Genomic DNA, 25,155 nt, shown 5'->3' with positions numbered 1-25,155 from the left:
ATCGCCCCGGCGCGATTCACCCGGCAGTTGAGTGATCCACGCCGTCAAGTTGCCGCCGCACGCGCTCGGCGTCGCCCTCACGGCCCTGCTCCTGGAACAGCAGCAGGGCCTCGCCCCAGGCCGCGCGGGCCTCGTCGGCCCGGCCGAGTGCGGCCAGCGGGTGGCCGAGGCCGTCGAGGGCCACCGCCGCGAACACGGTGTTGCCGACGTCGCGGAAGATCGCCAGGGCCTGCTCGTAGTAGTCCACGGATTCCCGGTGACGGCCGGTGTGACGGGCGATGTGCCCGAGGCTGTCCAGCGCCGCCGCCTCGCCGTCGCGATAACCGTTGCGGCGCTGCATGGTGAGGGCTTCCTCGCAGTGCCGGCGCGCGGCGTCCTGGTCGCCGAGGCGGGTTTCGTACCAGCCCATGGAGTTCAGCGCGTCGGCCTCCCACACCGGCTGGTCGAGCGTGCGATATCGGCTCAGGGCCTCGGAAGTGTGCTCCAGGGCCCGCCGGTCGTCCCCGCGCTGCTCCCACGCCGCCGCGAGCATGCGATAGGTGTTGGCCTGCTGCAACGTGTCGCCCTCGGCATGGGCGAGGGCCTGCTCGAAATGCTCGGTCGCCTCTTCGAACCGGCCCAGGGCGCCGTAGGCCCGGCCGAGGAAACCATGGGCGTTGGCCCGCGACTCCGGCACGTCGGCGTCCACCGCGGCCTGCCAGACGACGAGCCGGTTGTGATGCCAGCCCCGCCGGTGCAGGAAGCTGTTCATGGTCCGGGCCAGCTGCCACACCGTGGCGCCGACGGCATTGCGTTGTGCGGCAAGGAGGTTCGGGAGCTCGTCGTCGAACCAGGCCAGCGCCGCCGCCACGTCCGGGATCGGTTGGGGATCCACGGTCGGCGGCGGCAGCTCCAGCGGCTGCGGATCCAGTTGCTGGGCGGCGGCGTTGGCGGTGTGGAGGTAGAAGTCCAGCACCCGTCGCAAAGCCTCGGGCCGTTCGGCGACGTCCTGTTGCGCGGCAAAGGCACGGATGAGGTCGTGCATCGCGTATCGGCCGTTGGCCAGCCGGGTCAGCAGGGACGCCTCCGTCAACGCCCGCAACACCCCGGTCACCTGCGCCCTGGACAGCCCGGTGAGGCTCGCGGCGGCCGGCAGGCCGATGTCCGCGCCGGGGGCGGTGCCGAGCAGCGCGAACACCGTGCGCTGCTCGTTGGTCAGGACCTTGAGCGACCAGGACAGCACGTTCGTCAGCGCATCCAGGCCGTGTTGCCGCAGCTCGGCCGCCAACCTGGCCAACGAGGCGCTGTTACGCCCGCGACTCACCATGATCGCCAACGCCAGCGGATACCGCCCGCACGCCTCGATCAGCTCCTCGGCCGCCGCCGGCTCGGCGGCCACCCGCCTAGAACCGAGGCCCTGCACCAGAAACTCGCGCGCCTCGTCCTCGTCCAAGGCGCTCAGCGGCACGTGGTGGGCGCCGTGCCGGTGCAGCAAGGCGGAGAGGACCCGCCGACTGGTCACCAGCACCGTGCAGGTCGGCGTGCCCGGCAACAACGGCACGACCTGGTCGGCCGTCGCGGCGTTGTCGAGGACGATCAGCATCCGCTTGCCCGCGACCTCGCTCCGGTACCGGGCCGCGTGCTCGTCCAGGTCGCCGGTGACACGCGCGGTGTCGACGCCGAGGGCGTCCAGGAAGCCCCGCAGGGCCGCCAGCGGGTCGACCGGGTCGCTGTCGGGGCTGAATCCCCGCAGGTCGACGAACAGCTGCCCGTCCGGAAAACGATCAAGGTGCCGATGCGCCCACCGCACCGCGAGCCAGGTCTTGCCGATGCCGCCCGCCCCGGCGACCGCGCTGATCACCACCATCGACGCCGCCGCGTCGAGCTGGGCCAACTCCGCCTCACGCCCGGTGAACCCCGATGGTGACAACGGTAGTTGTCGAGGCACCGACGCCGTGCCCAGCACGGACGCCATCAGCTCGTCGCGGTCCTCCGGCGACAGCGTCATCGCGTCGGCCAACTGGCGTAACGAAGCCAACTGCGGGTTGGGACGGTCCCCCGTCTCCAGGCCCCGGATCGTCCGCACCGACACCCCCGAGCGCTGGGCCAGCCCCTCCTGGGTCAGGCCCGCCCGCTGCCGGAATCGCCGCACCACCGAGTCGCCCACACCAACCCCCGCTCCGGTGGGTCGGACATTAGCGCAACAACCGGTCGGCCCAGCGCAGGAACGCTGATTCGATCACAGGGCCGGGTGCGCCTGCCACGAGGACAGGAACCGCAGGGCGTCGTGCGAGGGCGAGCCCGGTTCGGCGGTCAGCACCATCAGCCGCTGGTTGCTGGCCGACTTCTTCGGCCGGCTGTGACCACCGGATGCGGTGCGCACCGGCCGGCGCGCACCGCATCGTCGGGTCAGCGCAGGGAGTTCGTCTTGCTGATGAAGTCCTGCGTCTGGTCGCGCAGGGCCGACGGGGCCACCGCCGGCGCGAACGACCGTGCCGCCGCCTTCGGCGTCTTGACCGGGCCGGGCACCGGGAACACCTGGTCCTCGCCGATGAGCGGCACGCCCGGGCACACCGCGCTGCCCGGCCGCGAGTTGTCCAGCAGGAACACGTTGACCATGCCGTCGACGCAGGGGTTGGCGGTCAGCGCGTACTGACCGTGGTACGGCGAGTCGTCGACGGAGATCAGGCTGACGCCCGGCGCCGCCGCGACGGCCGCGTGGGCCTGGTCGTAGCCGGTCTGCGGATCGAACTCGCCCTGCACGACCAGCACGCTCTTGGCCACCGACGGCGGCAGGGTCGGCAGCGTCTGACGCGGGGCGTCGGACCAGAAGCCACAGCTCTCGGAGATGCCGTAGGCCCAGCCGAACAGCGGGTACTTCGGGCCCTGGCGGTCGCTCAGCGCCTTGTACCAGGCGGCGGACCTGGTCGGCTGGTCGCCGCAGGCGACACCGATCCGCACGTCGGAGATCTGCGTGTAGTCGGGCTGCAGCGCGGCGCCGACATCAGCCGTTGTCACGGCGGCCATCGGCTTGCCGAAGGCGGTGTCCAGCTGGGACTGCAGGGCGGCCGGGGCCGTGGCAGCGCCGCCGAGCGCCTTGACGCCATTCTCGAACACGGCGGTGGCCAGCAGCCAGGCGAGCTTGCTGCCCATGCCGACGAAGGCGCCGTTGAAGTTGTCCGGGGACACCCCGTGGGCCTTGTAGTAGTCCCGGACCTGCTGCCACTTCTGGTGGACAACATCTGTTGTCGAGCCGAACACGTCCGGCGCGTTGCGGGTCAGCCACGGCACGTAGACGTCGTCGAACTGGCGCTGGTCGATCACCGGGAAGTCCTCGAAGTCGGCCAGCAGCCGACCCTGCCAGTTCACGCTGGAGTCCAGCACGATCTTGCCGGCGCTGGCCGGGAACAACGAGGCGTACTTGGCGCCCAGCCAGGTGCCGTAGGAATAGCCCAGGTAGTTCAGCTTGGCCTGGCCCAGCAGCTGCCGGATCAGGTCCATGTCATGCGCGGTCTGCCACGTCGTCAGGAACGGCGACTCGGCCAGGCTCTGGCACGCCTCGGCGATCGCGCGCGGCACCTGCTGGTGCGCGGCGATGCTCGCGGCCGAGCGGTCGCCGGCGTCCATCACACCGACCGGCAGCCGACCGGTCGGCACATTGCAGAGCACCCCCTGGTCCTCCGGCTTGGTTCCGCCTTCGTGGCCGGTGCCACGCGGGTCCATGCCGATGAAGTCGTAGCGGGCGCTCACGCTCGGCTCCAGGCTCGCCAGCGCTCCCGCCAGCGACGATCCCTGGCCGCCGGGACCGCCCGGGTTCACCAGGATCGCCCCCAGCGAGGCGCCGGTCGCGGCCACTCTGCTGATCTGGACCTTCATGTCCACACCCGACGCCGGGGCGGCCCAGTCCCGCGGCACGGTGACCAGCGCGCACTGCGCCGGCTTGGCCGCGCCGGCCGAGAAGGGGCACGCGGCCCAGGTGAGCTGTTGGTTTTCGTAGCCGGCCAACGGATCCGGGGCCGCGGACGCCGCCGCCGGAAGACCGACCAGGAGCAAAGACGCAACGGTTAACGACAGCAATTTCACTCGAATCATGCTGGTTGGGCCACGCACGGCCGCACACCGGCCATGAGTCGGTTCATGGCTCGTATTTCCTCCGACCTGAGGTGGACTCGAATCGACCGGAAGGAGGAGGCGCACCGGCCAGCACCGATACCCGGCCGTTCCGGAATGCGCCCCCCGAGTGCCAATAAAGACGATCTCCACCGGGCCTGAATCGGCCCGCGCTATCGTCGACAGATGGCCGTGACGCTGAGGGATGTGGCGCGCCTGGCCGGCGTGTCGATCAAGACCGCGTCCAACGTGGTCAACGGCTACTCCTTCGTCAAGCCCGAGAACCGCAGGCGGGTCGAGGAGGCGCTGGCCGCGACCGGCTACCGGCCCAACATCGGCGCCCGCAACCTGCGACGGGGCCGCACCGGCTTCATCGCGCTGGTCGTGCCCGAGCTGGGCATCCCGTACTTCGGCGAGCTGGCCGGCATGGTCATCACCGCCGGCCGTGAGCAGGGCTGGAACGTGCTCATCGAGCAGACCCAGGCCAGCCGCGACGGCGAGCGGGCCGTGCTGGCCGCCCTCGGCCCGCACCTCATCGACGCCGCCATCATCAGCCCCGAGGCCCTGCACGCCTCCGACTTCGCCGACCTCGACCCCGGCGTGCCGCTGGTGATGATCGGCGAGCACTCGGTGGACGTGCGCATCGACCACGTCGCCATCGACAACGTGCTGGCCGCCCGCACCGCCGTCGGCCACCTGGTGGAGATCGGCCGCCGGCGCATCGCCGCCATCGGCGCCCACCCCTACCGCGGCACCGCCGCCCTCCGCCTCGCCGGCTACCACCAGGCCCTGGCCGACGCGGGCCTGCCCGAACTGGTGCGCCCGGCGCTGCACTACCACCGCCAGGACGGCGCCGCTGCCATGGCCTCCCTGCTCGACCTGCCCGAGCCGCCCGACGCCGTCTTCTGCTTCAACGACCTGCTGGCCGTCGGCGCCCTGCGGGCCATCGCCGACCGCGGCCTGCGCGTGCCCGAGGACATCGCCGTCGTCGGCTTCGACAACACCGAGGAGGGCGCCTACAGCCGCCCCACCCTCACCAGCATCGCCCCCGACAAGCACGCCATCGCCGGCACCGCCGTCGACCTGGCCCGGCGTCGCATCGAGACGGACGGCGAGTTCGAGCCCGAGGACATCCAGACCCCCTTCACGCTGGCCATCCGCGAAAGCACCAGCGCCTGACGGCTCCCCTTCCGCCACATGTGGCGCACATGTGGCGGTGGTCGCGCTCCCATCTGTCCCCTGTCCTGAACCGGACAGCCGCATTTACAACGTTGTGCCAACGATGTAACCCTGAGGTGCCACGTGGCGTCCCCACCCCTGCGAATCCGGGAGACCCCAGTGCCACGACTACTGTCCATCGCCGGGATCCTCTGCCTCATCGCGGCCTGCCTGGCCGCCGTCACCACGACCACGGCGCAGGCGGCGACGGCGCTGCCCTGCGACATCTACGGCTCGGCCGGCACGCCGTGCGTGGCGGCGCACAGCACGACCCGGGCCCTCTACTCCGGCTACAACGGCCCGCTATACCAGGTGAAGCGGGCCGACGGCGGGCTGGCCGACATCGGCCTGTTGACAACAGGTGGTGTCGCGAACGCGGCGGCGCAGGATTCCTTCTGCGCCAACACGACGTGCATCATCAACGTCATCTACGACCAGTCGCCCCGGCACAACGACCTGACCATCGAGGGCGAGGGCGGCGCGGGCCGGGCCGATGTCGGGGCGCCCGCCAATGCGCTGCCGGTGAGCGTCGGCGGCCACACGGCGTACGGCGTGGAGATCTCCTCGGGCATGGGCTACCGCGACAACTCGACCAGCGGGGTCGCGGTCAACGGCCAGCCCGAGGGCATGTACATGGTCGCCTCCAGCACGCACGTCAACGGCGGCTGCTGCTTCGACTACGGCAACGCCGAGACCAACAACCAGGACACCGGCAACGGCCACATGGACGCCGTCTACCTGGGCCTGCGTTGCGAGTTCGGTGGCTGCAACGGGCCGGGCCCGTGGGTGGCGGCCGACCTCGAGAACGGCCTGTACCAGTCCAACACCGGCACCAGCGCCGGCGACCCCGGGCCGGGCATCCTGCCCTACGTCACGGCGATGCTGTCCAACAACGGCCAGAACCACTTCGCCCTCAAGCGCGCCAACGCCCAGACCGGCGGCCTCACCACGACCTACTCCGGCTCGGAGCCGACGGTGAAGAGCGGCTACTCCCCCCTGCACCAGGAGGGCGCGATCGTCCTCGGCACGGGCGGCGACAACAGCAACGCCGATGTGGGGTCCTTCTTCGAGGGCGTCATGACAACAGGTGTTCCCAGCGACGCCGCCGACAGCGCCGTGCAGGCCAACATCGTGTCCGCCGGGTACGGCGGCTCCAACGGCGTCCCCGGCGGTTCCCTCACTCCAGGCTCGTCGATCTCGCTGCGGGCCACCACGGCCTGCTGCACCACCCGCTATCTCCGCCACGCCAACGGCGACGCCGTCACGTCGGTGATCAGCAGCGACCTCGACAAGGCCGACGCCACGTGGATCGTCCGCCGGGGCCTGGCCAACCAGTCGTGCCTGTCGTTCGAGTCCAAGAACTACCCCGGCGACTACCTGCGCCACTCCAACTACCAACTGCACCGCCAGCCGTTCGACGGCAGCGGACTCATGGCGCAGGACGCCACCTTCTGCGCCACCGCCGGCAATTCCGGCGCCTACACGTCCTTCCAGTCCGACAACTATCCGGGCTACGACATCCGGCACTACAACAGCAACGTCTACATCGCCCACAACGGCGGCGCGAACCCCTGGGACACCACGACCCTGTGGGCCCAGGACACGACCTGGGAAGTCACCGCGCCCTGGGCGTGAGGAGGTGGTCCCGGCCGGCTTTGGGGGTCGGCCGGGACCGGGACGGCTACGGCGCCTTCGGCCCGACATCAGCCGTTGTCAACGGCCGGCCCGGGGCGGAGGTGCTGTACTGGTCGGCCCCGACGTCCTTGGCCGACGGGCGGGTCTGCTGGTCGATGTCCAGCGTCACCTGCGGGTAGGAACCGGTCGCGGCTCCGATGGCCGGGCTGCCGGCGCTGGGGCGCAACAGCTTGTGGGCGTCCCGCACCAGCTTCGGGTCCACGGTTCGGTACGCGCCGGACGGCAGCGATCCGGCCGAGGAGCCGGACAGGATGTTGCCGGTGAAGTGCAGGGAGGCGCCGGTGCCCTTGGCCGCCGCCTGCCCGTGCCCGAGCAGGATGTTGTCGGCCAGCGTGTCGTCCAGCGGCGGGTACTTCTTGCTGCTCTCGTACCAGATCAGCGAGTCGGTGCTGGACAACGTGTTGAAGGCGACGACGCAGTGGTCCGAGGACTCGTGGTCGGTGCCGTTGGTGGTGTCGTCACGCACCTCGCCGCCGCCGAACTCCATGGCCGGCCCGGAGGTGTCCTCGACGATGTTGTTGACGACCACGTGGTTGTTGCCGAAGAAGCGGATGCCGGTGCTGCCGCCGATCAGGATGTTGCCCTCGACGCGCGTGTTCCACCCGTGCCGCAACGACAGCGTGCCCTTGCTGTTGGTGATCGTGTTGTACCGCACCACATTGTCCGCGGACTTGATGGAGATCGCCTCGGAGTCGCCGTCGGCCTTGTCGAGCAGGTTGTACTCGATCAGGCCCTTGGCGTCGGCGTGCTGGCGGCCGGACAGGCCGAAGCGGATGGACTCGCCGCCGTTCGCGCCCTTGAACTGGTGGTTGTAGAAGTAGTTGTGGTGCACGTGGACGCGCTGGGCCATGTCGTGCGCGCCGGGCCCGACCACTTGCAGGTACACGCCGGCCGCGGTGCGGTTCTCGAACGTGTTGTGGTCGACCTCGGTGTCGTCGGCCTTCACGGTCAGGTCGGCGCCGCCGATGTTGCCCTCGAAGGTGTTGCGCGTGACCCGGTTGGCCTTGGCGTCCCCGGGCACGGTCAGCCCGCCGCCATCGGCGAACACAAACCCTTGCACCACAACGTGGGACGCGCCGGTCAGGTCCAGGCCACCGGAGCCGGTGAAGCGCGCCTGGTCGAGGGAGGCGGCGGCGATGGTGATCGGCGCCTGTGCGGTGCCGGAGCGGCCGACCTTGATCAGCCCGGCGTCGTAGTCGCCGGCGCCGACGACCACACGGTCTCCGGGCCGGGCTTGTGCCAGCGTTACGGACAATTGGGACGGCGAGGAGGCGACGAGCGTGTGCGGCGTGGCCGCGCCGGCGAGCCGCGCGCCTCCGACGGCGAGCAGGCCCGCCACCCCGGCGGCGATCACCACTTTTCGAGCATGACTCATTTTACGTGCTCCTGGTCAGGTCGCAGGAAACCAGACGGCCGGCGCACGGCGGTGGAGTCAGGGAACCACCAGTCATCCGATGAGTCAAGACGCGATCGACGGATCCGATCGGAGCATCAGTCCCGGTGCTGTCGCACCCATTTCACGAGCGCCGCTCGTGACGCGACGCCCAGTCGCCGGCAACCGTTGCGTAGATGCGTCTCCACGGTCCGTTCGCTCAGGAACAGCCGGGCGGCGATCTCGGCGTCGGACAGGCCTTCGCCCACCAGCACCACGATTTCCGCCTCACGCCTGGTCAACGCGCCGAGACCATGGGCACCCGCAGCACCCACGTGATCTGCTCGGCGGGTCTCGGCATCACCCATCAGCCCCGCGCACAGCACGCGCGCGCAGCCCGACAGCGGATCCTCGAAAGCTCCGAGGTCTTCGAGCGGCGGTGCGTCCTACAGGTGGCTGCGGCGCAGGGCGATGGTGGTGTCGGCCAACTGCCTGGCCTCGTCGAAGCCGAATTCCGGCCCGGCCAGCTCCTCGCGCCAGTCACGCGGGGCCTGGCGGCGACGTCGTCGTCACCCGCGTCGCCGGCCTCGGCCAGCTACGGAACGAGGTCGTCCGGTAACTCGATGGCCGCGTCCGCCACGATCCGACACCATGATCGGGCAGAGGCCGACGCCACGAGGGGACACCGCACATGCCTGAGCCGTACGCGCACGGAATGCTGGACGTCGGGGACGGCAACCAGATGTACTGGGAGACCTGCGGCGATCCGGCGGGCAAGCCGATGGTCTGGCTGCATGGCGGCCCCGGCCAGGGGTGCCCGGAGGGGATGCGCGACAGCTACGAGGGGCTGGGCTACCAGATCGTGCTCTACGACCAGCGCGGCTGCGGGCGCAGCACGCCCAGCGCGGTCGATCCCGGCACCGACATGCGGGTGAACACCACTCATCACCTGGTCGAGGATCTCGAACGGCTGCGTGAGCACCTGGGCATCGAGCGCTGGCTGCTCCGCGGCGCCTCCTGGGGTTGCACGCTGGCGCTGGCCTACGCGGAGCGATACCCCCACCGGGTGTCCGAGATCGCGCTGTCCGCCATCATGACCGGCCGCCACCGGGAGATCGACTGGCTCTATGGTGGCGCGTCCCGGTTCTTTCCCGAGGAGTACGCGCGGTTCGCCGGTGATGTCGGCGGCGTCGTCGATCTGTTGGCCGACTATGCCCGGCGGATGGCGGACCCGGAACGGGCCGTGCAGCTGCAGGCGGCAGCGGCCTGGGCGCGGTGGGAGGACACCGTGCTGTCGCTGGAGCCCAATGCCAGGCCGGGCGCGTTCAGCGGACCGGTCAACGACAGCGTGCTGACCCTGGCCCGGATCTGCGCCCATTACTTCGCCAACTACGCCTGGCTGGACGACGGCCAGCTGATCCGCGACGCGGGCAAGCTGGCCGGCATTCCCGGGGTGCTGGCGCACGGCCGGCTGGACCTGAGCTGCCCGGTCGAAACCGCCTATGAGCTGGCCGCGGCCTGGCCCGGCGCGGATCTGTTCGTCTGCGACCAGTCCGGCCACCGTGGCAGCCCGGCCAAGGGCGAGCACCTTCGCGCGGCCATGACGCGATTCGCCGAGCAGCGCTGACCGGCTGTCCCGCGAGCAGCTCGCGGACGCGGTCAAGGCGTTCGCGGGCCGTCTCCAGGTCGGGGCGGAGGCGGACAGCTCGGAGGTCGCCAGCCCGACGCCATTGGGCAGGAAACCGTTGTGCGAGGTCAGGTTGCGAAGCCGGCCGGCGTTGCTGATGGCCGGCGTCGACCCGAGGAACAGACCGGTGACGATCGCCGGTCACGGCCGGCTGGCGCGACTTCAGCCGTCCAAACAACTCCCCTGCGGTGCTCCGTCCATGGTGCTCATCCTCCACTGCGTCGATACTTGCGAATGGCGGCGACGACGGCATCGACGTCTTCGGCGGTGCTGTAGTAGTGCAGGGCGACGCGCAGGAGGTCGCCGCGCGGGCTGGTGGCGATGCGCCGCGAGCCGAGGAAACCGGCCAGGGCGTTGGGATCGGCGTCCACGACCACCACCTGCGGGCCGCGCAGCGCCGGATCGGCCGGCGACCACAGGCGTTCCCCGGCCGCCACCAAGGAATCGTGCGCGTACTGGCCCAGCTCCGAGATGTGCCGGCGAACCGCCTGCTGGTCCACTTCGCCCAGCAAACGCAAGCCTGCGACGGCGCCGTAGGCGGCGGGAATCGCCGGCGTGCCGGCCTCGAATCGCTTTGCGTCGGAGGGATAGTCGATGTGCCGGGGATCGAAGCCGAACGGGTTGCGACGGCCGAACCATCCGGTCGCCTGCGGATCACGATCGTCCACCAGACCGCCTCGCACGTACAGGAAGGCGATCCCGGGAATGCCCAGCAGGTATTTCAGCGCCCCGGCGGCCAGGAAGTCGCAGTCGAGTTCCCGGACGTCGATGGGTTCCACACCGGCGCCCTGATAGGCGTCGACGAAGGTCAGTGCGCCGGCGGCCCGAGCATTCTCGATCACGTCGCCGGTCGGCAGCCGAACGCCGTTGCGGTAGGAGATCAGCGGCACGGACACCAGCCCACAGGTCTCGTCGATGGCAGCCGTGTAGTCCTCAGCGTGCACGACACCGTCGTGCTCGTCGACGTAACGGACCTTGGCGCCGTTGACCTCCTGCGCCAACCACACGTGGGCCACCGACGGGAACTCCATGTCGGTGCTGACGATCGTCGGACGTGTCCGCCAGTCCCTTGTGGACGCCACCTGGAAGGCGGCCGAGGAGACCGAAGGCAGCACGGCGATCTCGTCGACGTCGGCGTTGACCAGCTCCGCGAACAGCGTCCGGGCGCGGTCGACCACGACCATCCAGCGGTCCCACGGCGCGCCGTACTGCACCAGTGTGTGCTGGAATTCCAGCAGCGCGGCCGACAGCGTGTCGGAGAGCGCGCCTTGGCTGCACGACGCCAGGTGCGTGAGCTCACGCAGCGCCGGGAATCGCCGTCGGAATTCTTCGGAGGTCAACATCCGTTTCCCTCTCGTCTCAACGAATCACGCAGGGACCTTACGTCGACACCACACCCCAGGCTATCCGGCCGCTGTTGTACGAACTCGGCTGCGCGAGCAGGAACGGGTAGGCGCTGGTGCCCTCGGGCAGACAGGCCGCCGTTGCCCAGCCCGAGCGACCGGAGGTACTCCCGCACCACAGGGCCGGCGACCTCACCGCCCGCGGTGTTGCTGACGTCCCCCGGCTCGATGACCCGGCAACCTACCGCGAACCGGCTGACTTGTATTGACCACAGTCAGCCGGGTACGGTCCTGGCTATGGTTAACACAAGCCAGCTGGCCGGGCGCTCGGGGCGGACGCTGCTCGTGCTGAGCGGGGCGCCGTTTCTGGCCAGCCTGGACCTGTTCGTGGTGAACGTGGCGTTCACGGCGATCGGGCGCGACTTCCAGGGGCACTCGCTGGCCGATCTGAGCTGGATCCTGAACGGCTACCCGATCATCTACGCGGCGTTGCTGGTCCCCTGCGGACGGTGGGCGGACCGGGTGGGCCACAAGCGGGTGTTCCTGCTGGGCCTGGCCGTGTTCACGCTGGCCAGCGCGGCCGCGGCAGCCAGCCCGAACCTGGCGGCGCTGATCGCGTTCCGGCTGGTCCAGGCGGCGGGGGCGGCGGCGCTGACGCCGACGAGCCTGGGACTTCTGATCCACGCGGTGCCGCCGACGGACCGGGCCCGGTCGGTGCGGATCTGGGCGTCGATCGGGGCGCTGGCCTCGGCGCTGGGGCCGGTGGTCGGCGGCTTCCTGGTCGAGCTGTCCTGGCGGTGGGTGTTCCTGATCAACGTGCCGATCGGGATCGCCCTGCTGGTGCTGGGATTCCGGGTGATCCGGGACTACCGGGCGGAGGAAACCGAGACGGGACTGGACATCGTCGGCGCGGCGCTGCTGACGGTGGGCATCGGGGCGCTGGCCCTCGGCCTGGTCGAGGGATCCGGCTGGGGCTGGACGAGCCCGGGCATCCTGGGCAGTCTCGCGCTGGCCGCCGCCACGCTGATCGCCTTTGCCGTCAACAACAAGCGCCACCGGTCGCCGATCATCCCGCCCAGCCTGCTGCGGGTGCGGACCTTCGTCTGGTCGACGGTCGCGGTGACGTTCTTCAGCGCCACCTTCGGCGCCGGCCTGTTGTCCCGGGTGTTCTGGCTCCAGGACGTCTGGGGCTACTCGGCCGTCCAAACCGGACTGGCCATCGCGCCGGGCCCGTTGATGGTGCCGGTGTTCGCCATGGTGGCCCAGGCCCTGAACAAGCGGGTGAGCCCGGGCGCCCTCGCCAGCATCGGGTGTCTTCTGTGGACGGTCGGCACGCTGTACATGCTGCTGGTGGTCGGCCCGGAACCGCACTACCTCACCGAAATGCTGCCGGCCTGGTTGATCACCGGCGTCGGCGTCGGCTTGGCGCTGCCGACAATGCTGTCGAGCGCCACCGCCGAGCTCCCGCCGGCCCGCTCGGGCACGGGCAGCGCCGTGGTGAACATGGCCCGCCAGATCGGCACGGTGTTCGGCATCGCCCTGCTGGTGGCGATCCTGGGCTCCCCCGTCGGCTACGACCAGCAGCACAAGGCGTTCACCGACGTCTTCTGGATGGTGACGATCATCGGTATCGTCGCGGCCGTCGCCAGCCTCGGCCTCACGCAACGAAAGGCGGGCCGGCCGTCTAAGGTGGCGGCATGAAACGAGAGGGCGCGCTGGCCGACCTGGGCTCGTGGCAGCCGGCCCGGTGCTCGCTGGCGCTGGCGATGGACGTGATCGGCACCAAGTCGGCGTTCCTGTTGCTACGCGAGGCTTTCTACGGCACCACCCGGTTCGACGACTTCGTGCGCCGGGTCGGGATCACGGAGCCGGTGGCCGCCGCGCGCCTGAAGGAACTGGTCGAGGCCGGCATCTTGGACAAGCAGCCGTACCGCGAACCCGGGCAGCGCACGCGCAGCGAGTACGTGTTGACGGAGAAGGGCACAGCGCTGTTCCCGGCGCTGCTGGCCCTGATCCAATGGGGCGACGAGTACCTCCAGCCGGATGGCGGCCCGATCGAGTTCGTCGCCGATGACACCGGCGACCGGGTCCACGCCGACGTCCGGACGCCGGAGGGCACCGCGATCGCCGTCGACAACCTACGGCTGCGCCGCCGCTGACCGGGCCCGAGCCCGCTGGATGTCCCAGCGCGCGTCGAATTCCCCGTACACGGCAACGGCTTCGGCCAAAGCGGTTGCGGCGTCGCCCGAATGGCCGCGGGCAGCGTGCAGCACGGCCAGATCCTCCAGCGCCGCCCCGAGTTCCACCGCGCGCCCGATCCTCCGGTAGTGCTCGACGGCCTGCATCGCCGGCTCGGGATCACCCGTGACCAGGGCCCTGCACCGCAGCGCCGCCGAGTAGGCCCGGGCCGGCTGCTGCTCGCGGACGGCCTCGTCCTGGCACTGCTCCGCGGCCTCGCGAGCCACCGCCACATCCCCCTGCTGCAACGCCAACCGGGCCAGATCCGGCAACCACTGGTGCCGCAACGTCATCTGCGAGTAGTCGGCCCGCAGATTGGGCTTGAGCAGCGAAACGGCCTCGTCGACACGCCCGTCCCGCTCGGCCGCAACCGCTTGCGCGGCAACGAGGAAGTCGCAGTTCTCCCGCTCGGCGGGGCTCGCCACCGGCAGCTCGGCGGCGGTCAGCAGATTGGCGTCCGCGGCGTCGTCGTTGCCTCGCCGCAAGGCGACCAGCGCCGCGATGCCGTGCAGCAGGAGCAGCGTCACGGTGCTCTCGCGCAAGCCGTAGAAGGTCATCTCCGGGCTGTCCTGCACCACGGCGTCCAGCTCGACCAGGGCCTCGTCCCAGCGGCCCGTCCAGTAGTGGTGCACGGCGGCGGGCAGGTGCAGCTCGGTCGGCACGGCGTGCTGCCGGCCGAGTTCCCGGGCGAACCGCAGGGTCTCGTCGACGTCACCGAGCCGGTCCAGGTTCTGCAGGCTGAACAGCCGGTTGTCCAACAGGTTCAGCCGCATGCCGACCAGTTCCGGCAGATCCGCGATGGCGGCGATGGCCTCGTCCACGACCTCGATGGCCGCCGCGTGCTCGCGCCGCACCGAGTGCACCACCCACAGCTCCTGGAGGCCGTGCGCGGCGGCGAAGGCGTCGCCGCACTCCTGCCCGCGCTTCACGCCTCGCCGCGCGCTGACCTCGCACGCCGTCAGGTCCTGGTTGCCGGTCCGCTCGCCGATGGCCGTCAGCACCTCGTGCCGGGCCTTCCAGATCTCCGGCACTGCCGGCCCGTCAAGGGATTCGCGCAGCATCTCCACCGCGGCCGCGCCCTGCCCGCGCCGGCACAGGATGTGCGCCAGGATGGACCGCATCTCCGACAGCCGGTCGAAGTCCCTGGTCCGGCCGATCACGTACCGCACCTCGGACTCCGGCACGCCGCCGAGCGCGAACGACAGCCGCGCCAGCTCCGCGGTCAGCGCCTCGCGCGCGGCCGGCGTCAGCGTCGACATCGCCAGGGCCCGGCCGATCAGGTCCATGGTGATCTGCGGCGCCAGCTGCCCCAGACGGGAAGCGTTGTCCCGCAACCAGTTCACGACCCACGGCTCGACCACACCGGCCACGGCCAGCAACTGCTCGGCGACCTGGGCCAGCGGCGCGCCGGCCTTGGCCAGCGCCTGCGCGGCATGGTTGTGCAGGGCCAGCCGGACGGCGCTCGGGGTGCCCTCGTACAGCGCCTGGCGGATCAGGCCGTGCCGGAACGCGAGGTACTCCCCGCTGGCCACCACCACGTTGCTGGCGATCGCCTCTTCCAGCAGCCCCAACAGCTCCGGCACCGGCCGGTCGCTGACCACGGACAGGTCGCTCATCGCGAACTCGCCGCCCAGCAGCGAGGCCCACTGGAGCACCGCGCGGACGTTGCCGGACAGGAAGCTCAGCCGCCGGGTCAGCGCCGCCACGAGAGAACCCGGTGCGGCGGCGGCGATGCCGTGCTCGATCTCGGCGTTGCCGCCGGCCACGGTGATCGCGTCCTCACGCGACAGCGCGTCCAGCAGCTCCCGCACGTACAGCGGATTGCCGCCGGCGCGGGCGGTCAGGCTGCTCAGCTCCGGCCCGGGCGGCGCGCCGACCGACTGCCGTACGACGTCCACGACATCGTTGGCGCTCAACGGTTCCAGATCGACGACGAAGCCGCCCTCGGCCGCCAGCCGGACCTGGGTGACCTGCGGGCGCCGCGGCAGCGTCCGCGCGCTGGCCACCAGCAGCAGCGGAAGTCGTGTCGTGGCACGGGAAAGCCGGTGCCACACCAGCAGGCTGGTCTCGTCGGCCCACTGCATGTCGTCCAGCACGAGCACCAGCGGCGCCTGCTCGCAGAGCGTCTCGGCGAACGCCAGCAGCCGGTCGACCGCGGCGGTCACCGGGTCGGAGCCGGGCAACAGGCCGTTGGCCGGGCTGTGCAGGCTGTCGGCCAGCTCGGCCCGGCGCACGTCGGCCGACCGGCGGTCCACGTCGAGGCAATCCAGAACGGCCCGCAGCGGAAAGCGTTGTCCGAGTTCGTCGGCCACGGCCCAGCCGAGCTGGCAGCCGGCCTGCTCGGCCCCGGCCAGGCCGGCCGCGAGCAGCGAGGACTTGCCGATGCCGGGCTCGCCCTCCAGCCAGATCACGCCGCCGCGCCCGGCCACCACCTCTGCCACCATGGCCTGCATCCGGGCCACTTCCCGGGCCCGGCTGACGAAGCCGTCCGGCACGCGGGCGTGATGGCTGGCCCGGGCCGAGACCACGGGCTTGACCTCGCCGGCCTGTAACTGATGGAACAACTTGGTCAGCGGTGGGCTCGGCTCGATGCCCAGCTCGTCCATCAGCAGCGTGGCCGCGTCCTGATAGACGGCCAGGGCCTCGTCGCGGCGGCCGGTGCGGTGCAGGGCGGTCATCAGCAGGGCCCGCAGGCTCTCGCGCAGCGGATAGGTCCGGACCAGTTCGGTCAGCTGACCGACCACGTCGGCGGCCGCCCCCAGGCCCAGCATGGCCTCCGCCCGCTGCTCCTGGGTGGCCAGCCGCAGCTCTTCGAGGCTGGCCCGCCGCCGTTCCGCGTACGGGCCGGGAATGCCGCCGAAGGCCTCGCCGTGCCACAGCGCCAGCGCCGCGTCGAGCGCGCGCAGCGCCGGGCCGTGTGATCCGGACGCCAGCAAAGTGGCGGCGTGCTGGCGAAGTTCCTCAAAACCGGTCAGGTCGACGTCGACCCGCAGCAGGTAGCCGGCGCCCGAGGAGGCGAGCAGCTGGCTGGGGGTTCGGTTGGCCCGCCCCGGCTCCAACGCGCGGCGCAGGTCCGAAATGTACGTGTAGAGGCTGCCCTCGGCGCTAACCGGCGGATCCTCGCCCCAGATGCCGTCGATGAGCTCGCTGCGGGACACCACCTTGCCCACGCTCGCCGCCAGCATGGCGAAGACCGCCCGCTGACGCGGCGGCCCCAACGGGATCTCGCCGTCGTCGGACCAGGCGCGGACCGCGCCGAGCAGTTCTACCTTCACCGAGGGCGCTGTCCCCACGAACGGGAGCATACCCATCGCCGGAAACCGCCGTGATCGACCCGCCACGCCTTGTAGCCTGAGCCGACTGGAGTAGCAAGGCCGGCAGAAGGGGGCCCCGTGTCGCTGCGGTACTACGTCTACATCAGCGATTCCAAGGTCGACATGCTGCTGCCGCAGGTCGATCCGGCGTTCGCCGGCAAGCGCAGCACGGAGCTCGGGATCAACCTCAAGGTGGTCACCGGCAAGCGCAAGGTCGAGTCCGACGCCGACCGGATCGCCCGGCTGGAGCGGGTGGTGCGGCACATCGACGACTTCTGCGACGTCGGCACGATCGACGAGCCGGGCCAGTACTTCCGGGGCCGGCTGGCGATGCGCTGGCGGGAGGCGGCGGGCGGCGTGACCTATTTCGCCGGCGCCACCGAGGACACCGTGGTGGGGCTGGGCGGCTCCAGCCATCACATCATCGGAGGAGCGCCGGAGAAGGATCGGACGTTCGCGCCGTCGATGCTGCCCGGGCTGATGCCGGCCATGCGGGCCATGCTCGACGACGAGGCGCCGGAAAGCGTTCTCGAGCTGGCGTACATGGCGAATCGGCAGCTGCGCGGCGACGAGCAGGAGCTGGAGTTCATCGCCAAGCGCCTGCGGCACGGGCCGAGCCCCTATCCCGAGATGGATCGCGGCCGGGCCGTGAACGTGGTGGTGGGGAGCCCGCTGTTCGTCGCCCTGGCCGAGTGATGGTCTGGCAGCCGGGAGAGACCGTCCTTGGTCTCTACGCCGTCAAGGACGTGCGCAGTGGCGGCATGGGCGTGGTGCACCGGGTGCACCACGTCGGCTGGCAGGTGGACCTGGCGGTGAAGACGCCCCGCCCGGAATGGGTCACCACCGAGGAGAACCGCCGGCACTTCGAGCGCGAGGCCGGCACGTGGGTCAACCTCGGCCCGCACCCGCACACCGTGAACTGCGTCTACGTCCGCACGATCGACGGCATGCCAAGGGTGTTCGCGGAGTGGGTGGACGGCGGCAGCCTCGCCGAGGCGGTGGCCGGCGGCGGCCTCGACACCACGGCGAAGATCCTCGACATCGCGATCCAGACCGCCTGGGGCCTCGCCCACGCGCACGAGGCCGGTCTGGTGCATCAGGACGTCAAGCCGGCCAACGTGATGCTGGCTGCGGACGGCACGGCCAAGGTCACCGATTTCGGGCTGGCCAAGGCGTTGCCGGCCGGCGAGGACGCGCCGGCCGGTGTCAGCTTCGCCGGCATGACCCGGGCGTACTGCTCCCCCGAGCAGGCCGAGGCCATGGCCGGGGCCGATGTGCGCATCACGGCGGCGTCGGACGTGTGGTCGTGGGCGATCACCGTGCTGGAGATGTTCGCCGGCCACCGCCCGACCAACTACGGCCAGGCGGCCGGCGCGGTGTTGACGACACTGTTGGACGACGGCCTGGCCATCCCCGAGCAGGTCGCGGCGCTGCTGCGTTCCTGCTTCGCCGATGGGCCGGAGTCGCGGCCCACGGCCTTCGACGTCGCCTCGCGGCTGATCGACGTCCATGGGGAGTACCCACGCTCGAAGCCCAAGGCCGCTCGCCTGCTGGCCGACGGCCTGTCCAACCAGGCCCTGTCGCTGCTGGACCTCGGCCGGGCCGAGGAGGCGGAAGACCTGTGGCGGCAAGCGGTCGGCGCGGATCCGTACCACCTGCCGGCCGTCTACAACCAGGGCCTGCACCAGTGGCGGGCCGGCCGGCGCACGGGCGAGGAGGTCGTGTCCGACCTGGTGGCCGCCCGCGCCGCCGAGCCGTCCGGCAGCCTCGGCGCGTTGCTGCTGGGGGCAGTCCAGGTCGAGCGGCACGACGACGAACAGGCCCGCGAGCTGCTGGGCCAGGCCCTCGCCGCCGATCCGTCCTCAGTGGACGCTCAGACGGCGTTGGCCGCGTTGGACAACCGGCCGCCGGCCATCAGCGTCGATCTCGACCACAAGCAGGTCCAGGCGATCGCCCTTACCCCGGACGGCACGGAGGTGCTGTTCGGGGACGAGAAGGGCCGGCTGGTGTTGTGGACGCCGGCCAAGGGCGCCAGCCGGCGCGCGGAGCGGATCCTGAGCCGGCGTGGAGATCCGATCGAGGCAGTCGCGCTGAGTGCCGACGCCAAGGTCGGCGCGGTGGTCCGCAAAGGCGGCGCGGTCGAGCTGTGGGACCTCGCGCGCGGCCGCCGACGGCGCGGGCTGCGCGAGGGCGGAGGCGTGTGCGCGGTCGCGGTCAGCGCGGACGGAAGTTTCTATGCCATGGGCCAGGTTTCCGGCACGGTGTCGGTCTGGTCGGTGGAGGACGAAAGCCGGGTCGCCGCCGTCATCGCGCACCGGGGGCCGATCGGCTCGCTGGCGTTGAGCCCCGACGGCCGCCGTGTCGTGACGGCGTCGTTCGGCAAGAACGACAGCAGCGTCCGGGTCTGGGACGTGGCCACCGGAGTGTGCGCTGACGCCCTGACCGGGCCGCAGCGGGGCACGCTGTACGGAGAGCCGGTGTACGCGTACGACCTGGACACCGGCGCGATCAGCCCGGACGGCAGCAGCGCGGCCGTCGCGTGGTACCGCGGGCCGCTCACGACGTGGGATGCCCGACACGGCACCGTGGTCAGCGAGGTGCCGAACCCGATTCGGGACACGTACGGCGTCCTGATCGCCGGCACCACCGTGCTGACGACCGCCGAGTCCCCGGTCCGGGTCTGGGACGCGCCGACCGGCAGTTGCCTGCGGGACCTCGGCCGGGACCTCCGGCCCACCATCGTGTCGGTGCGCGCCGCCGCGATCAGCGCCGACGCCCGCGTGGCCGCCTTCGCCGACAGCTTCGGCGGCATCGCGCTCCGTTCCCTGCCCACGGCCGACTATCGGGCGCCCTGGTGCTACGCGCGGCCCCAGGAGGCCCACGAGCTGGTCAGCACGGAGAACACCTTCCGCGGCCGCATGGATCAGGTGAAGGCGCACACCGAGCAGGGCCGGTTCGCCGAGGCCGGTGCGACGCTGCGGTCCATTCAGGACGTTCCCGGCTACACCCGCAACCACGAGGTGCGCGAGGCCTGGGCCGAACTCGCCCCGCACGGCGAGCGGGCGTCGCTGCTCGGGGCCTGGCATCTGTTCGAGTACGCGGCGGACGGCGAGTCCACGCAACCGCCGGCAGTGGCGCTGCGCCAGGACGGCAAGTACATGGTGACCACCCGCTGGACCGGGGAGGTCGACCTGTGGGATTTCCAGGTCTCCGAACGGATTCTGACGTTCGACCGCGGCGAGGGCGGCATGGCCGTGGACGTCCGATTCGCCGTGGACGGCCTGCTGGCGCTGGTGCTGACCACCTCCGGCACCATCCGCCAGCTGCGCCTGGACGACGGCGTCAAGCGCATCTTCACCAAGGAAACCGGCACGCTCACCGCGTTCGACGTCAACGCGGCCGGCAACGCGATCATCATCGGCGACGAGACCGGCACGCTGCGGGTGCGCAACCTGCCCACCGGCAACGTCACGGCCGAGCTCAAGTCGTTCAGCGGCACGATCCGCACCGTGGCGCTGAGCCCGGCCGGCCAGTACGCGGCGGCGCTGGGGTCGGTCGGCGACGAACACGAGATCCACGTGTACGGGAACTCGAACACTCCGAAGTGGACACTGAAGAACCGTTCCGCCCACGAGGAACTGCGGTTCAGCCCGGACGGCGAGCTGCTGTTCGTCAGCTACGCGCTGTCGACCGGCGTGTGGGTCACGGCGACCGGACAGTTCCGGTACTCGGTGCCATGCGAGGGCACGATGACCGGCCGGCGGCGACTGGCCCTGAGCGGCGACGGGCAGCTGGCCGTGACGCCGGACGGGAAGTCGTTGCGGGTGTGGCGGACCGACACCGGCAAGCCGGTCCGATCGCTGCCGGCGCCCAGCTGGCCCAGCGTGTACGAGCTCAGCCGGGACGGCACGTTCCTGGTCGCCGGCGATCTCGACCGCGTCGTCCGGGTCTGGGACGTGCGGACCGGGCAGTGTCTGCGGGAGATGGAGGGCCACGCCGCCGACCTCCATCGCATGATGCTCAGCGACGACGGCAGCACGCTGTTCACCACCGACCTGGGTTCGTCCATGCACGGCTGGGAGCTGGTATGGGACTACGACTTCCGATGATCAGGCTCACGTCCGGCGAGGTCAACCAGGTGATCACCGGCACCTGCGTGATCGGCCGGGCGCCGGAGTGCGACTTCCCGATCCCGGCCGACCGCAAGGTGTCCCGCCGGCACTGCATGATCGACGTGGGCCTGGTGTCGGTGACCGTGCACGACCTGGGCAGCCGCAACGGCACCGTGGTCAACGGAAAGCCCTGCGAGGCGGCGGAACTGCGGGACGGGGACGAGCTGCTGATCGGGGACACGATCCTCCATGTCGCCCTGTTTCCGCACCGGGTCAGGGAACTGGGCCGTGGTGCGCAGGGGGTCGTGGAACTGATCGAGGAGACGCCGGACGAGTTCATGGCCGTCAAGACGCTGACCGAGCAGGGCCAGGTCGACCCGGCCGCCCGCGACGCCTTCCAACGCGAGCTGGACTGCACCAAGGCGTTGCGGCACAACAACATCGTCGATTTCCTGGGCAGCGACAGCGAAGACGGCGTGCTGCGGATCCGCTACGAGTACTGCACCGGCGGCCATCTGACCGGCCCGTTGCCCATAGACACGGCCGTATCGCTGACGCTGCAAGCCCTCGACGCCCTGGCCTACGCCCACGAGGCCGACATCCCGGTGGCGCTGGCCGACGGCGGCACGGCGATCGGCCACGGCCTCGTGCACCGGGATCTCAAGCCGCAGAACCTGTTGCTCACCGGGGACGGCCGGCTGAAGATCGCCGACTTCGGGCTGGCCAAGGCGTTCGACCAGGCCGGCCTGTCCGGTCGCACCCGCAGCGGCGCGGTCGGCGGCAGCGTCGCTTTCATGCCCCGCCGCCAGCTCATCGACTACAAGTACGCCCGCCCCGACGTCGACCTGTGGGCGATCACCGCCTGCCTGTACTGGATGATCACCGGCCACGCCCCGCGCGACTTCCCGCCCGGCGCCGATCCCGTCGCCGTGGTCCTGCGCGAGCCCCCGGTCCCTCTCCGCGACCGGACGGCGGCGCCGGCCGGACTGGCCGAGCTGATCGACTCGATGCTCGACGAAACCGTCGACGCCGGGCCGGCCACCGCCGCCGAGCTGGCGGCGGCGCTGTCCTCGGCCAGCTGACTTTACATTTTCAACCCACGTGGGTAGCGTCCGTTCCACCGGACCCACCTGGGAGGAACACCCATGCAGATCAACGGATCGGTCGCACTGGTCACCGGGGCCAACCGCGGCATCGGCCTGGCCGTGGCGCAGGCCCTGGTCGAGGCCGGCGCGGCCAAGGTCTATGCCGGCGCGCGCAAGCCCGAAACCGTCGTCGACGACCGGCTGATCCCGGTCAGGCTGGACGTGACCAGCGCCGAGGACATCGCCGCCGCGGCCGCACTGGCCGAGGACGTGGACGTCGTGGTCAACAACGCCGGCGCCGCCGGCATCGAGGCCCAGCTGTTCACCGGATCCCTCGACGTCGCCCGGGAGGTCATGGAGACCAACGTGTTCGGCCCGTGGGAGATCGCCCGCGCCTTCGCGCCGATCCTCGCCGCCAACGGCGGCGGTGCGCTGGTCAACGTGCTGTCGTCCACGTCGTGGTGGGCGATGGCCGGCGCGCCGGCCTACTCCGCGTCCAAGGCCGCCGCATGGTCGCTGACCAACGCGCTGCGACTCGGCCTGGCCAAGCAGAACACGCTGGTCGTCGGCGTCCACTCCGGATTTGTGGACACGGACTTCAGCGCCGCCATCCCGGCCGACAAGATCACCGCGATCGACCTGGCCGATCAGATCGTGCGGGCGCTGGCCGAGGACCGCACCGAGGTCCTGGCCGACGAGTTCACCGCCGCCACTCGGCGGGCGCTGGCCGGCGGCATCGAGGCCGTGCAGGGCATCACGCCGTACAAGGTCAGCTGAGCTCGGCGTCGCACGGCGCCATGATGTCCACATCGGACTGTTCGACCTCGCGGCCGTCGCCGGTGACGAAGGCCACGCGCAGCGGCTCCCCGGTGGTCCGGGCTCGGCGTGCCGCCGACGGCCCGGCCGGCCGGGGCCGGTGCTTGTCGCCCCACTGCTGGAACGCGCCGAGAACGGGCAGCAGGTCGCGGCCGGCGTCCGTCAGGTGATAGCTCTGGCGGTGCCGGCTGCCCGCCTCCTGATAGGACCGCGTGCGCAGCACGCCCGCCTCGACCAGCGTCTTCAACCGCGTGCTGAGCAGGTTGGGGGCCACCCCCAGCGCCGACTGGATCTCGGCGAACCGGTGCTGGCCAAGGAAGATCTGACGCAGGATCAGCAGCGACCACCGCTCGCCGAGCACCTGCAGGCTGCGTTCGATCGAGCAGCTCGGCACGTCCAGTTCCGACACCGGCCACCTCCTGGCTTCAGATCCTGAATCCAGGATGGCAAACGGGCTGCCCCCGACGCAACTCTCGGTGGGGTCGCGCTGTGCGCCACATCGCCCCGTTCGCCGATCGCGCCCACGCCCTTCGATCACGTATCTTTCCTCCTCGGCCCGGAAAGACTCCGGAACACTGCACCTCGCCCCACCACCGTCCCGGAGGAGAAATGACCGAAGTCGTGGCGCACGCCGTCCCCCCTTCCGCCACCAGCAAGGGTTTGCGCCCCGGCGCCCTGAGCATGGTGTCGTCGGTCGTGATCGGGACCGCGTCCACCGCGCCGGCGTATTCCATCGCCGCCACGCTCGGCCTGCTGGTGATCGCCGGCACCGGCTTCCAGGCCGCCTCGTTCGTGCTGTTCGCCTTCGTGCCGGTGATGTTCGTCGCGCTGGCCTTCCGTGAGCTGAACTCGGCCGAGCCGGACTGCGGCACCAACTTCACCTGGGCCACCCGCGCGTTCGGCAGCAAGGTCGGCTGGATGTCGGGCTGGGTCGTGACGATCGCCCAACTGCTGGCCATGACCAGCCAGTCGGCCATCTCCGGCAAGTACACGCTGCTGCTGTTGGGCGCCAAGGACCTGGCGGACAACAAGTTCGCCACCATGGGCGTGGGCCTGGCGTGGCTGGTCCTGCTGTGCTGGATCTGCTACCGCGGCATCGAGGTCTCGGCCCGGCTGCAGTGGGTGCTGCTGGCCGTCGAGCTGACGGTGCTGGTCATCTTCTCCGTGGTCGCGCTGTACCGCGTGTTCGACGGCAGCGCCGGGCCGCAGGCCTCCGCGCCGCAGTTGAGCTGGCTGCTGCCGACCGGCATCGGCGCGGGCGCGTTCATCGCCGCCACGCTGCCGGCCGTGTTCCTGTACTGGGGTTGGGACAGCTCGGTCTCGGTCAACGAGGAGTCCGCGGATCCGCGGCGCGGCCCCGGCAAGGCGGCGGTGCTGTCCACCGTGCTGCTGGTGCTGAACTACGTGATCGTCACGATCGCGGCGCTGGCCTTCGCCGGCATCGGCGCGACCGGCATCGGACTGGGCAACCCCGACAACTCGGACGACGTGCTGGCCGGTCTGGGCTCGGCCGTGTTCGGCGAGGGCTCGTTCGGCAAGGTCATGGGCGTCCTGCTCATCGTGTCGGTGCTGACCAGCGCGGCCGCCAGCAGCCAGGCCACGATCATGCCGTGCGCCCGCACCACGCTGTCCATGGCCTCGCACGGCGCGCTGCCCGAGGTCTTCGCCAAGGTGCACCCCCGCTACCTCACGCCCACCGTGTCGACCTGGACGTTCGGCATCGTGTCCTTCGCCCTGTACGTGCTGCTGTCGCTGCTGAGCGACGACGTGCTGTCCGACTCGGTCAGCGCCGTCGGCCTCACCATCGGCGTCGAGTACGCGATGACCGCGCTGGCCTGCGTGTGGATCTTCCGCAAGACCCTGCTCGGCAGCGTGCGCAACTTCTTCATGCGGGGCGTGTTCCCGCTGGTCGGGGGCCTGTTCTTCGCGTTGGTGCTGGTGCTCGCGGTGATCTACTACGCCCAGCCGGACAGCGGTGAGACCACCATCTTCGGCATCGGCGGCGTCGCGGTGATCGGCGTGCTGGCCATCGTGATCGGCGTGCCGCTGATGGCGATCGTCTACCGCGGGTGCCGTGACTTCTTCGCCGGGCGCAGCCTGCCGCGCGGCTCCGTGCTGGCCGACGGCGACTCGATCGTCGCCAACCGGGTCTGAAGGCGGAAATTCGCGCGGTCTCGACCTGACTT

Annotated in this window: 18 protein-coding genes; 10 read left to right on the top strand and 8 right to left on the bottom strand. The window is 70.8% G+C overall.

Annotation, left to right across the window (positions count from 1 at the left end):
• Window positions 1-16 precede the first annotated feature (16 nt).
• The 3 genes from AB0M73_RS08045 to AB0M73_RS08035 all read right to left on the bottom strand — a co-directional run bounded on the left by AB0M73_RS08045 (window position 17) and on the right by AB0M73_RS08035 (window position 4,032).
• The gene (locus AB0M73_RS08045; RefSeq protein WP_363888377.1) at window positions 17-2,146 is read right to left on the bottom strand and encodes a tetratricopeptide repeat protein; all 2,130 of its coding nucleotides are present in this window, start codon (window positions 2,144-2,146) and stop codon (window positions 17-19) included.
• A gap of 72 nt (window positions 2,147-2,218) precedes the next feature.
• Window positions 2,219-2,362, bottom strand: a complete 144-nt coding sequence (locus AB0M73_RS08040; RefSeq protein ID WP_363888374.1) for a hypothetical protein — start codon at window positions 2,360-2,362, stop codon at window positions 2,219-2,221.
• 26 nt (window positions 2,363-2,388) lie between these two features.
• On the bottom strand, window positions 2,389-4,032 hold the full coding sequence (locus tag AB0M73_RS08035; protein ID WP_363888371.1) for an alpha/beta fold hydrolase: 1,644 nt from the start codon (window positions 4,030-4,032) through the stop codon (window positions 2,389-2,391).
• A gap of 243 nt (window positions 4,033-4,275) precedes the next feature.
• Between AB0M73_RS08035 and AB0M73_RS08030 the strand changes: the two genes are divergently transcribed.
• Window positions 4,276-5,268: a LacI family DNA-binding transcriptional regulator gene (locus AB0M73_RS08030; RefSeq protein WP_363888369.1), complete on the top strand. Its 993-nt coding sequence runs from the start codon at window positions 4,276-4,278 to the stop codon at window positions 5,266-5,268.
• Window positions 5,269-5,445: 177 nt separating this feature from the next.
• Window positions 5,446-6,942, top strand: a complete 1,497-nt coding sequence (locus AB0M73_RS08025) for an alpha-L-arabinofuranosidase B (protein ID WP_363888590.1) — start codon at window positions 5,446-5,448, stop codon at window positions 6,940-6,942.
• Between the two features lie 46 nt (window positions 6,943-6,988).
• Here the strand turns inward: AB0M73_RS08025 and AB0M73_RS08020 are convergent, their stop codons facing one another.
• Window positions 6,989-8,377 carry a polysaccharide lyase 6 family protein gene (locus AB0M73_RS08020; protein ID WP_363888367.1) on the bottom strand — a complete coding sequence of 463 codons (1,389 nt, stop codon included), beginning with the start codon at window positions 8,375-8,377 and terminating at the stop codon, window positions 6,989-6,991.
• Window positions 8,378-8,493: 116 nt separating this feature from the next.
• Window positions 8,494-8,709 (bottom strand): LuxR C-terminal-related transcriptional regulator, encoded by a 216-nt coding sequence (locus AB0M73_RS08015; protein WP_363888364.1) that lies wholly within the window; start codon window positions 8,707-8,709, stop codon window positions 8,494-8,496.
• A 356-nt stretch (window positions 8,710-9,065) separates the two neighbouring features.
• On the opposite strand from AB0M73_RS08015, the gene pip reads away from it, so the two are divergent.
• The gene (gene pip, locus AB0M73_RS08010) at window positions 9,066-10,001 is read left to right on the top strand and encodes a prolyl aminopeptidase (RefSeq protein WP_363888362.1); all 936 of its coding nucleotides are present in this window, start codon (window positions 9,066-9,068) and stop codon (window positions 9,999-10,001) included.
• 266 nt (window positions 10,002-10,267) lie between these two features.
• Here the strand turns inward: pip and AB0M73_RS08005 are convergent, their stop codons facing one another.
• Window positions 10,268-11,404, bottom strand: a complete 1,137-nt coding sequence (locus AB0M73_RS08005) for an aminotransferase class V-fold PLP-dependent enzyme (RefSeq protein ID WP_363888360.1) — start codon at window positions 11,402-11,404, stop codon at window positions 10,268-10,270.
• Between the two features lie 297 nt (window positions 11,405-11,701).
• On the opposite strand from AB0M73_RS08005, the gene AB0M73_RS08000 reads away from it, so the two are divergent.
• Both AB0M73_RS08000 and AB0M73_RS07995 read left to right on the top strand, forming a co-directional pair.
• On the top strand, window positions 11,702-13,105 hold the full coding sequence (locus AB0M73_RS08000; protein ID WP_363888357.1) for an MFS transporter: 1,404 nt from the start codon (window positions 11,702-11,704) through the stop codon (window positions 13,103-13,105).
• Window positions 13,102-13,563 carry a helix-turn-helix domain-containing protein gene (locus AB0M73_RS07995; RefSeq protein WP_363888354.1) on the top strand — a complete coding sequence of 154 codons (462 nt, stop codon included), beginning with the start codon at window positions 13,102-13,104 and terminating at the stop codon, window positions 13,561-13,563. The genes AB0M73_RS08000 and AB0M73_RS07995 overlap by 4 nt, the downstream gene beginning before the upstream one ends.
• Here AB0M73_RS07995 and AB0M73_RS07990 read toward each other — a convergent pair.
• On the bottom strand, window positions 13,543-16,935 hold the full coding sequence (locus AB0M73_RS07990) for a BTAD domain-containing putative transcriptional regulator (RefSeq protein WP_363888352.1): 3,393 nt from the start codon (window positions 16,933-16,935) through the stop codon (window positions 13,543-13,545). The genes AB0M73_RS07995 and AB0M73_RS07990 overlap by 21 nt on opposite strands.
• A 99-nt stretch (window positions 16,936-17,034) precedes the next feature.
• Here AB0M73_RS07990 and AB0M73_RS07985 point away from each other — a divergent pair, with 99 nt between their 5' ends.
• The 4 genes from AB0M73_RS07985 to AB0M73_RS07970 all read left to right on the top strand — a co-directional run bounded on the left by AB0M73_RS07985 (window position 17,035) and on the right by AB0M73_RS07970 (window position 22,930).
• A complete protein-coding gene (locus AB0M73_RS07985; protein ID WP_363888350.1) occupies window positions 17,035-17,652 on the top strand; it encodes an SAVMC3_10250 family protein in 618 nt (205 codons plus the stop codon).
• The gene (locus AB0M73_RS07980) at window positions 17,652-21,065 is read left to right on the top strand and encodes a protein kinase (protein WP_363888588.1); all 3,414 of its coding nucleotides are present in this window, start codon (window positions 17,652-17,654) and stop codon (window positions 21,063-21,065) included. The genes AB0M73_RS07985 and AB0M73_RS07980 overlap by 1 nt, the downstream gene beginning before the upstream one ends.
• Complete coding sequence (locus tag AB0M73_RS07975) at window positions 21,044-22,150, top strand: FHA domain-containing serine/threonine-protein kinase (protein ID WP_363888348.1); 1,107 nt, start codon at window positions 21,044-21,046, stop codon at window positions 22,148-22,150. The genes AB0M73_RS07980 and AB0M73_RS07975 overlap by 22 nt, the downstream gene beginning before the upstream one ends.
• A gap of 63 nt (window positions 22,151-22,213) precedes the next feature.
• A complete protein-coding gene (locus AB0M73_RS07970; protein ID WP_363888346.1) occupies window positions 22,214-22,930 on the top strand; it encodes an SDR family oxidoreductase in 717 nt (238 codons plus the stop codon).
• On the opposite strand, the gene AB0M73_RS07965 is transcribed toward AB0M73_RS07970, so the two are convergent.
• On the bottom strand, window positions 22,923-23,378 hold the full coding sequence (locus AB0M73_RS07965; protein WP_363888343.1) for a helix-turn-helix domain-containing protein: 456 nt from the start codon (window positions 23,376-23,378) through the stop codon (window positions 22,923-22,925). The genes AB0M73_RS07970 and AB0M73_RS07965 overlap by 8 nt on opposite strands.
• A gap of 200 nt (window positions 23,379-23,578) precedes the next feature.
• Here AB0M73_RS07965 and AB0M73_RS07960 point away from each other — a divergent pair, with 200 nt between their 5' ends.
• Window positions 23,579-25,123, top strand: coding sequence for an APC family permease (locus AB0M73_RS07960; RefSeq protein WP_363888341.1), 1,545 nt, complete (start codon window positions 23,579-23,581; stop codon window positions 25,121-25,123).
• Window positions 25,124-25,155: the final 32 nt, after the last annotated feature.

Source organism: Kutzneria sp. NPDC051319 (genome assembly GCF_040682195.1).
Classification (GTDB): Bacteria; Actinomycetota; Actinomycetes; order Mycobacteriales; family Pseudonocardiaceae; genus Kutzneria.
The sequence above is the reverse complement of the archived record's forward strand: the minus strand, read 5'-3'. Positions and strand labels throughout refer to the sequence as shown.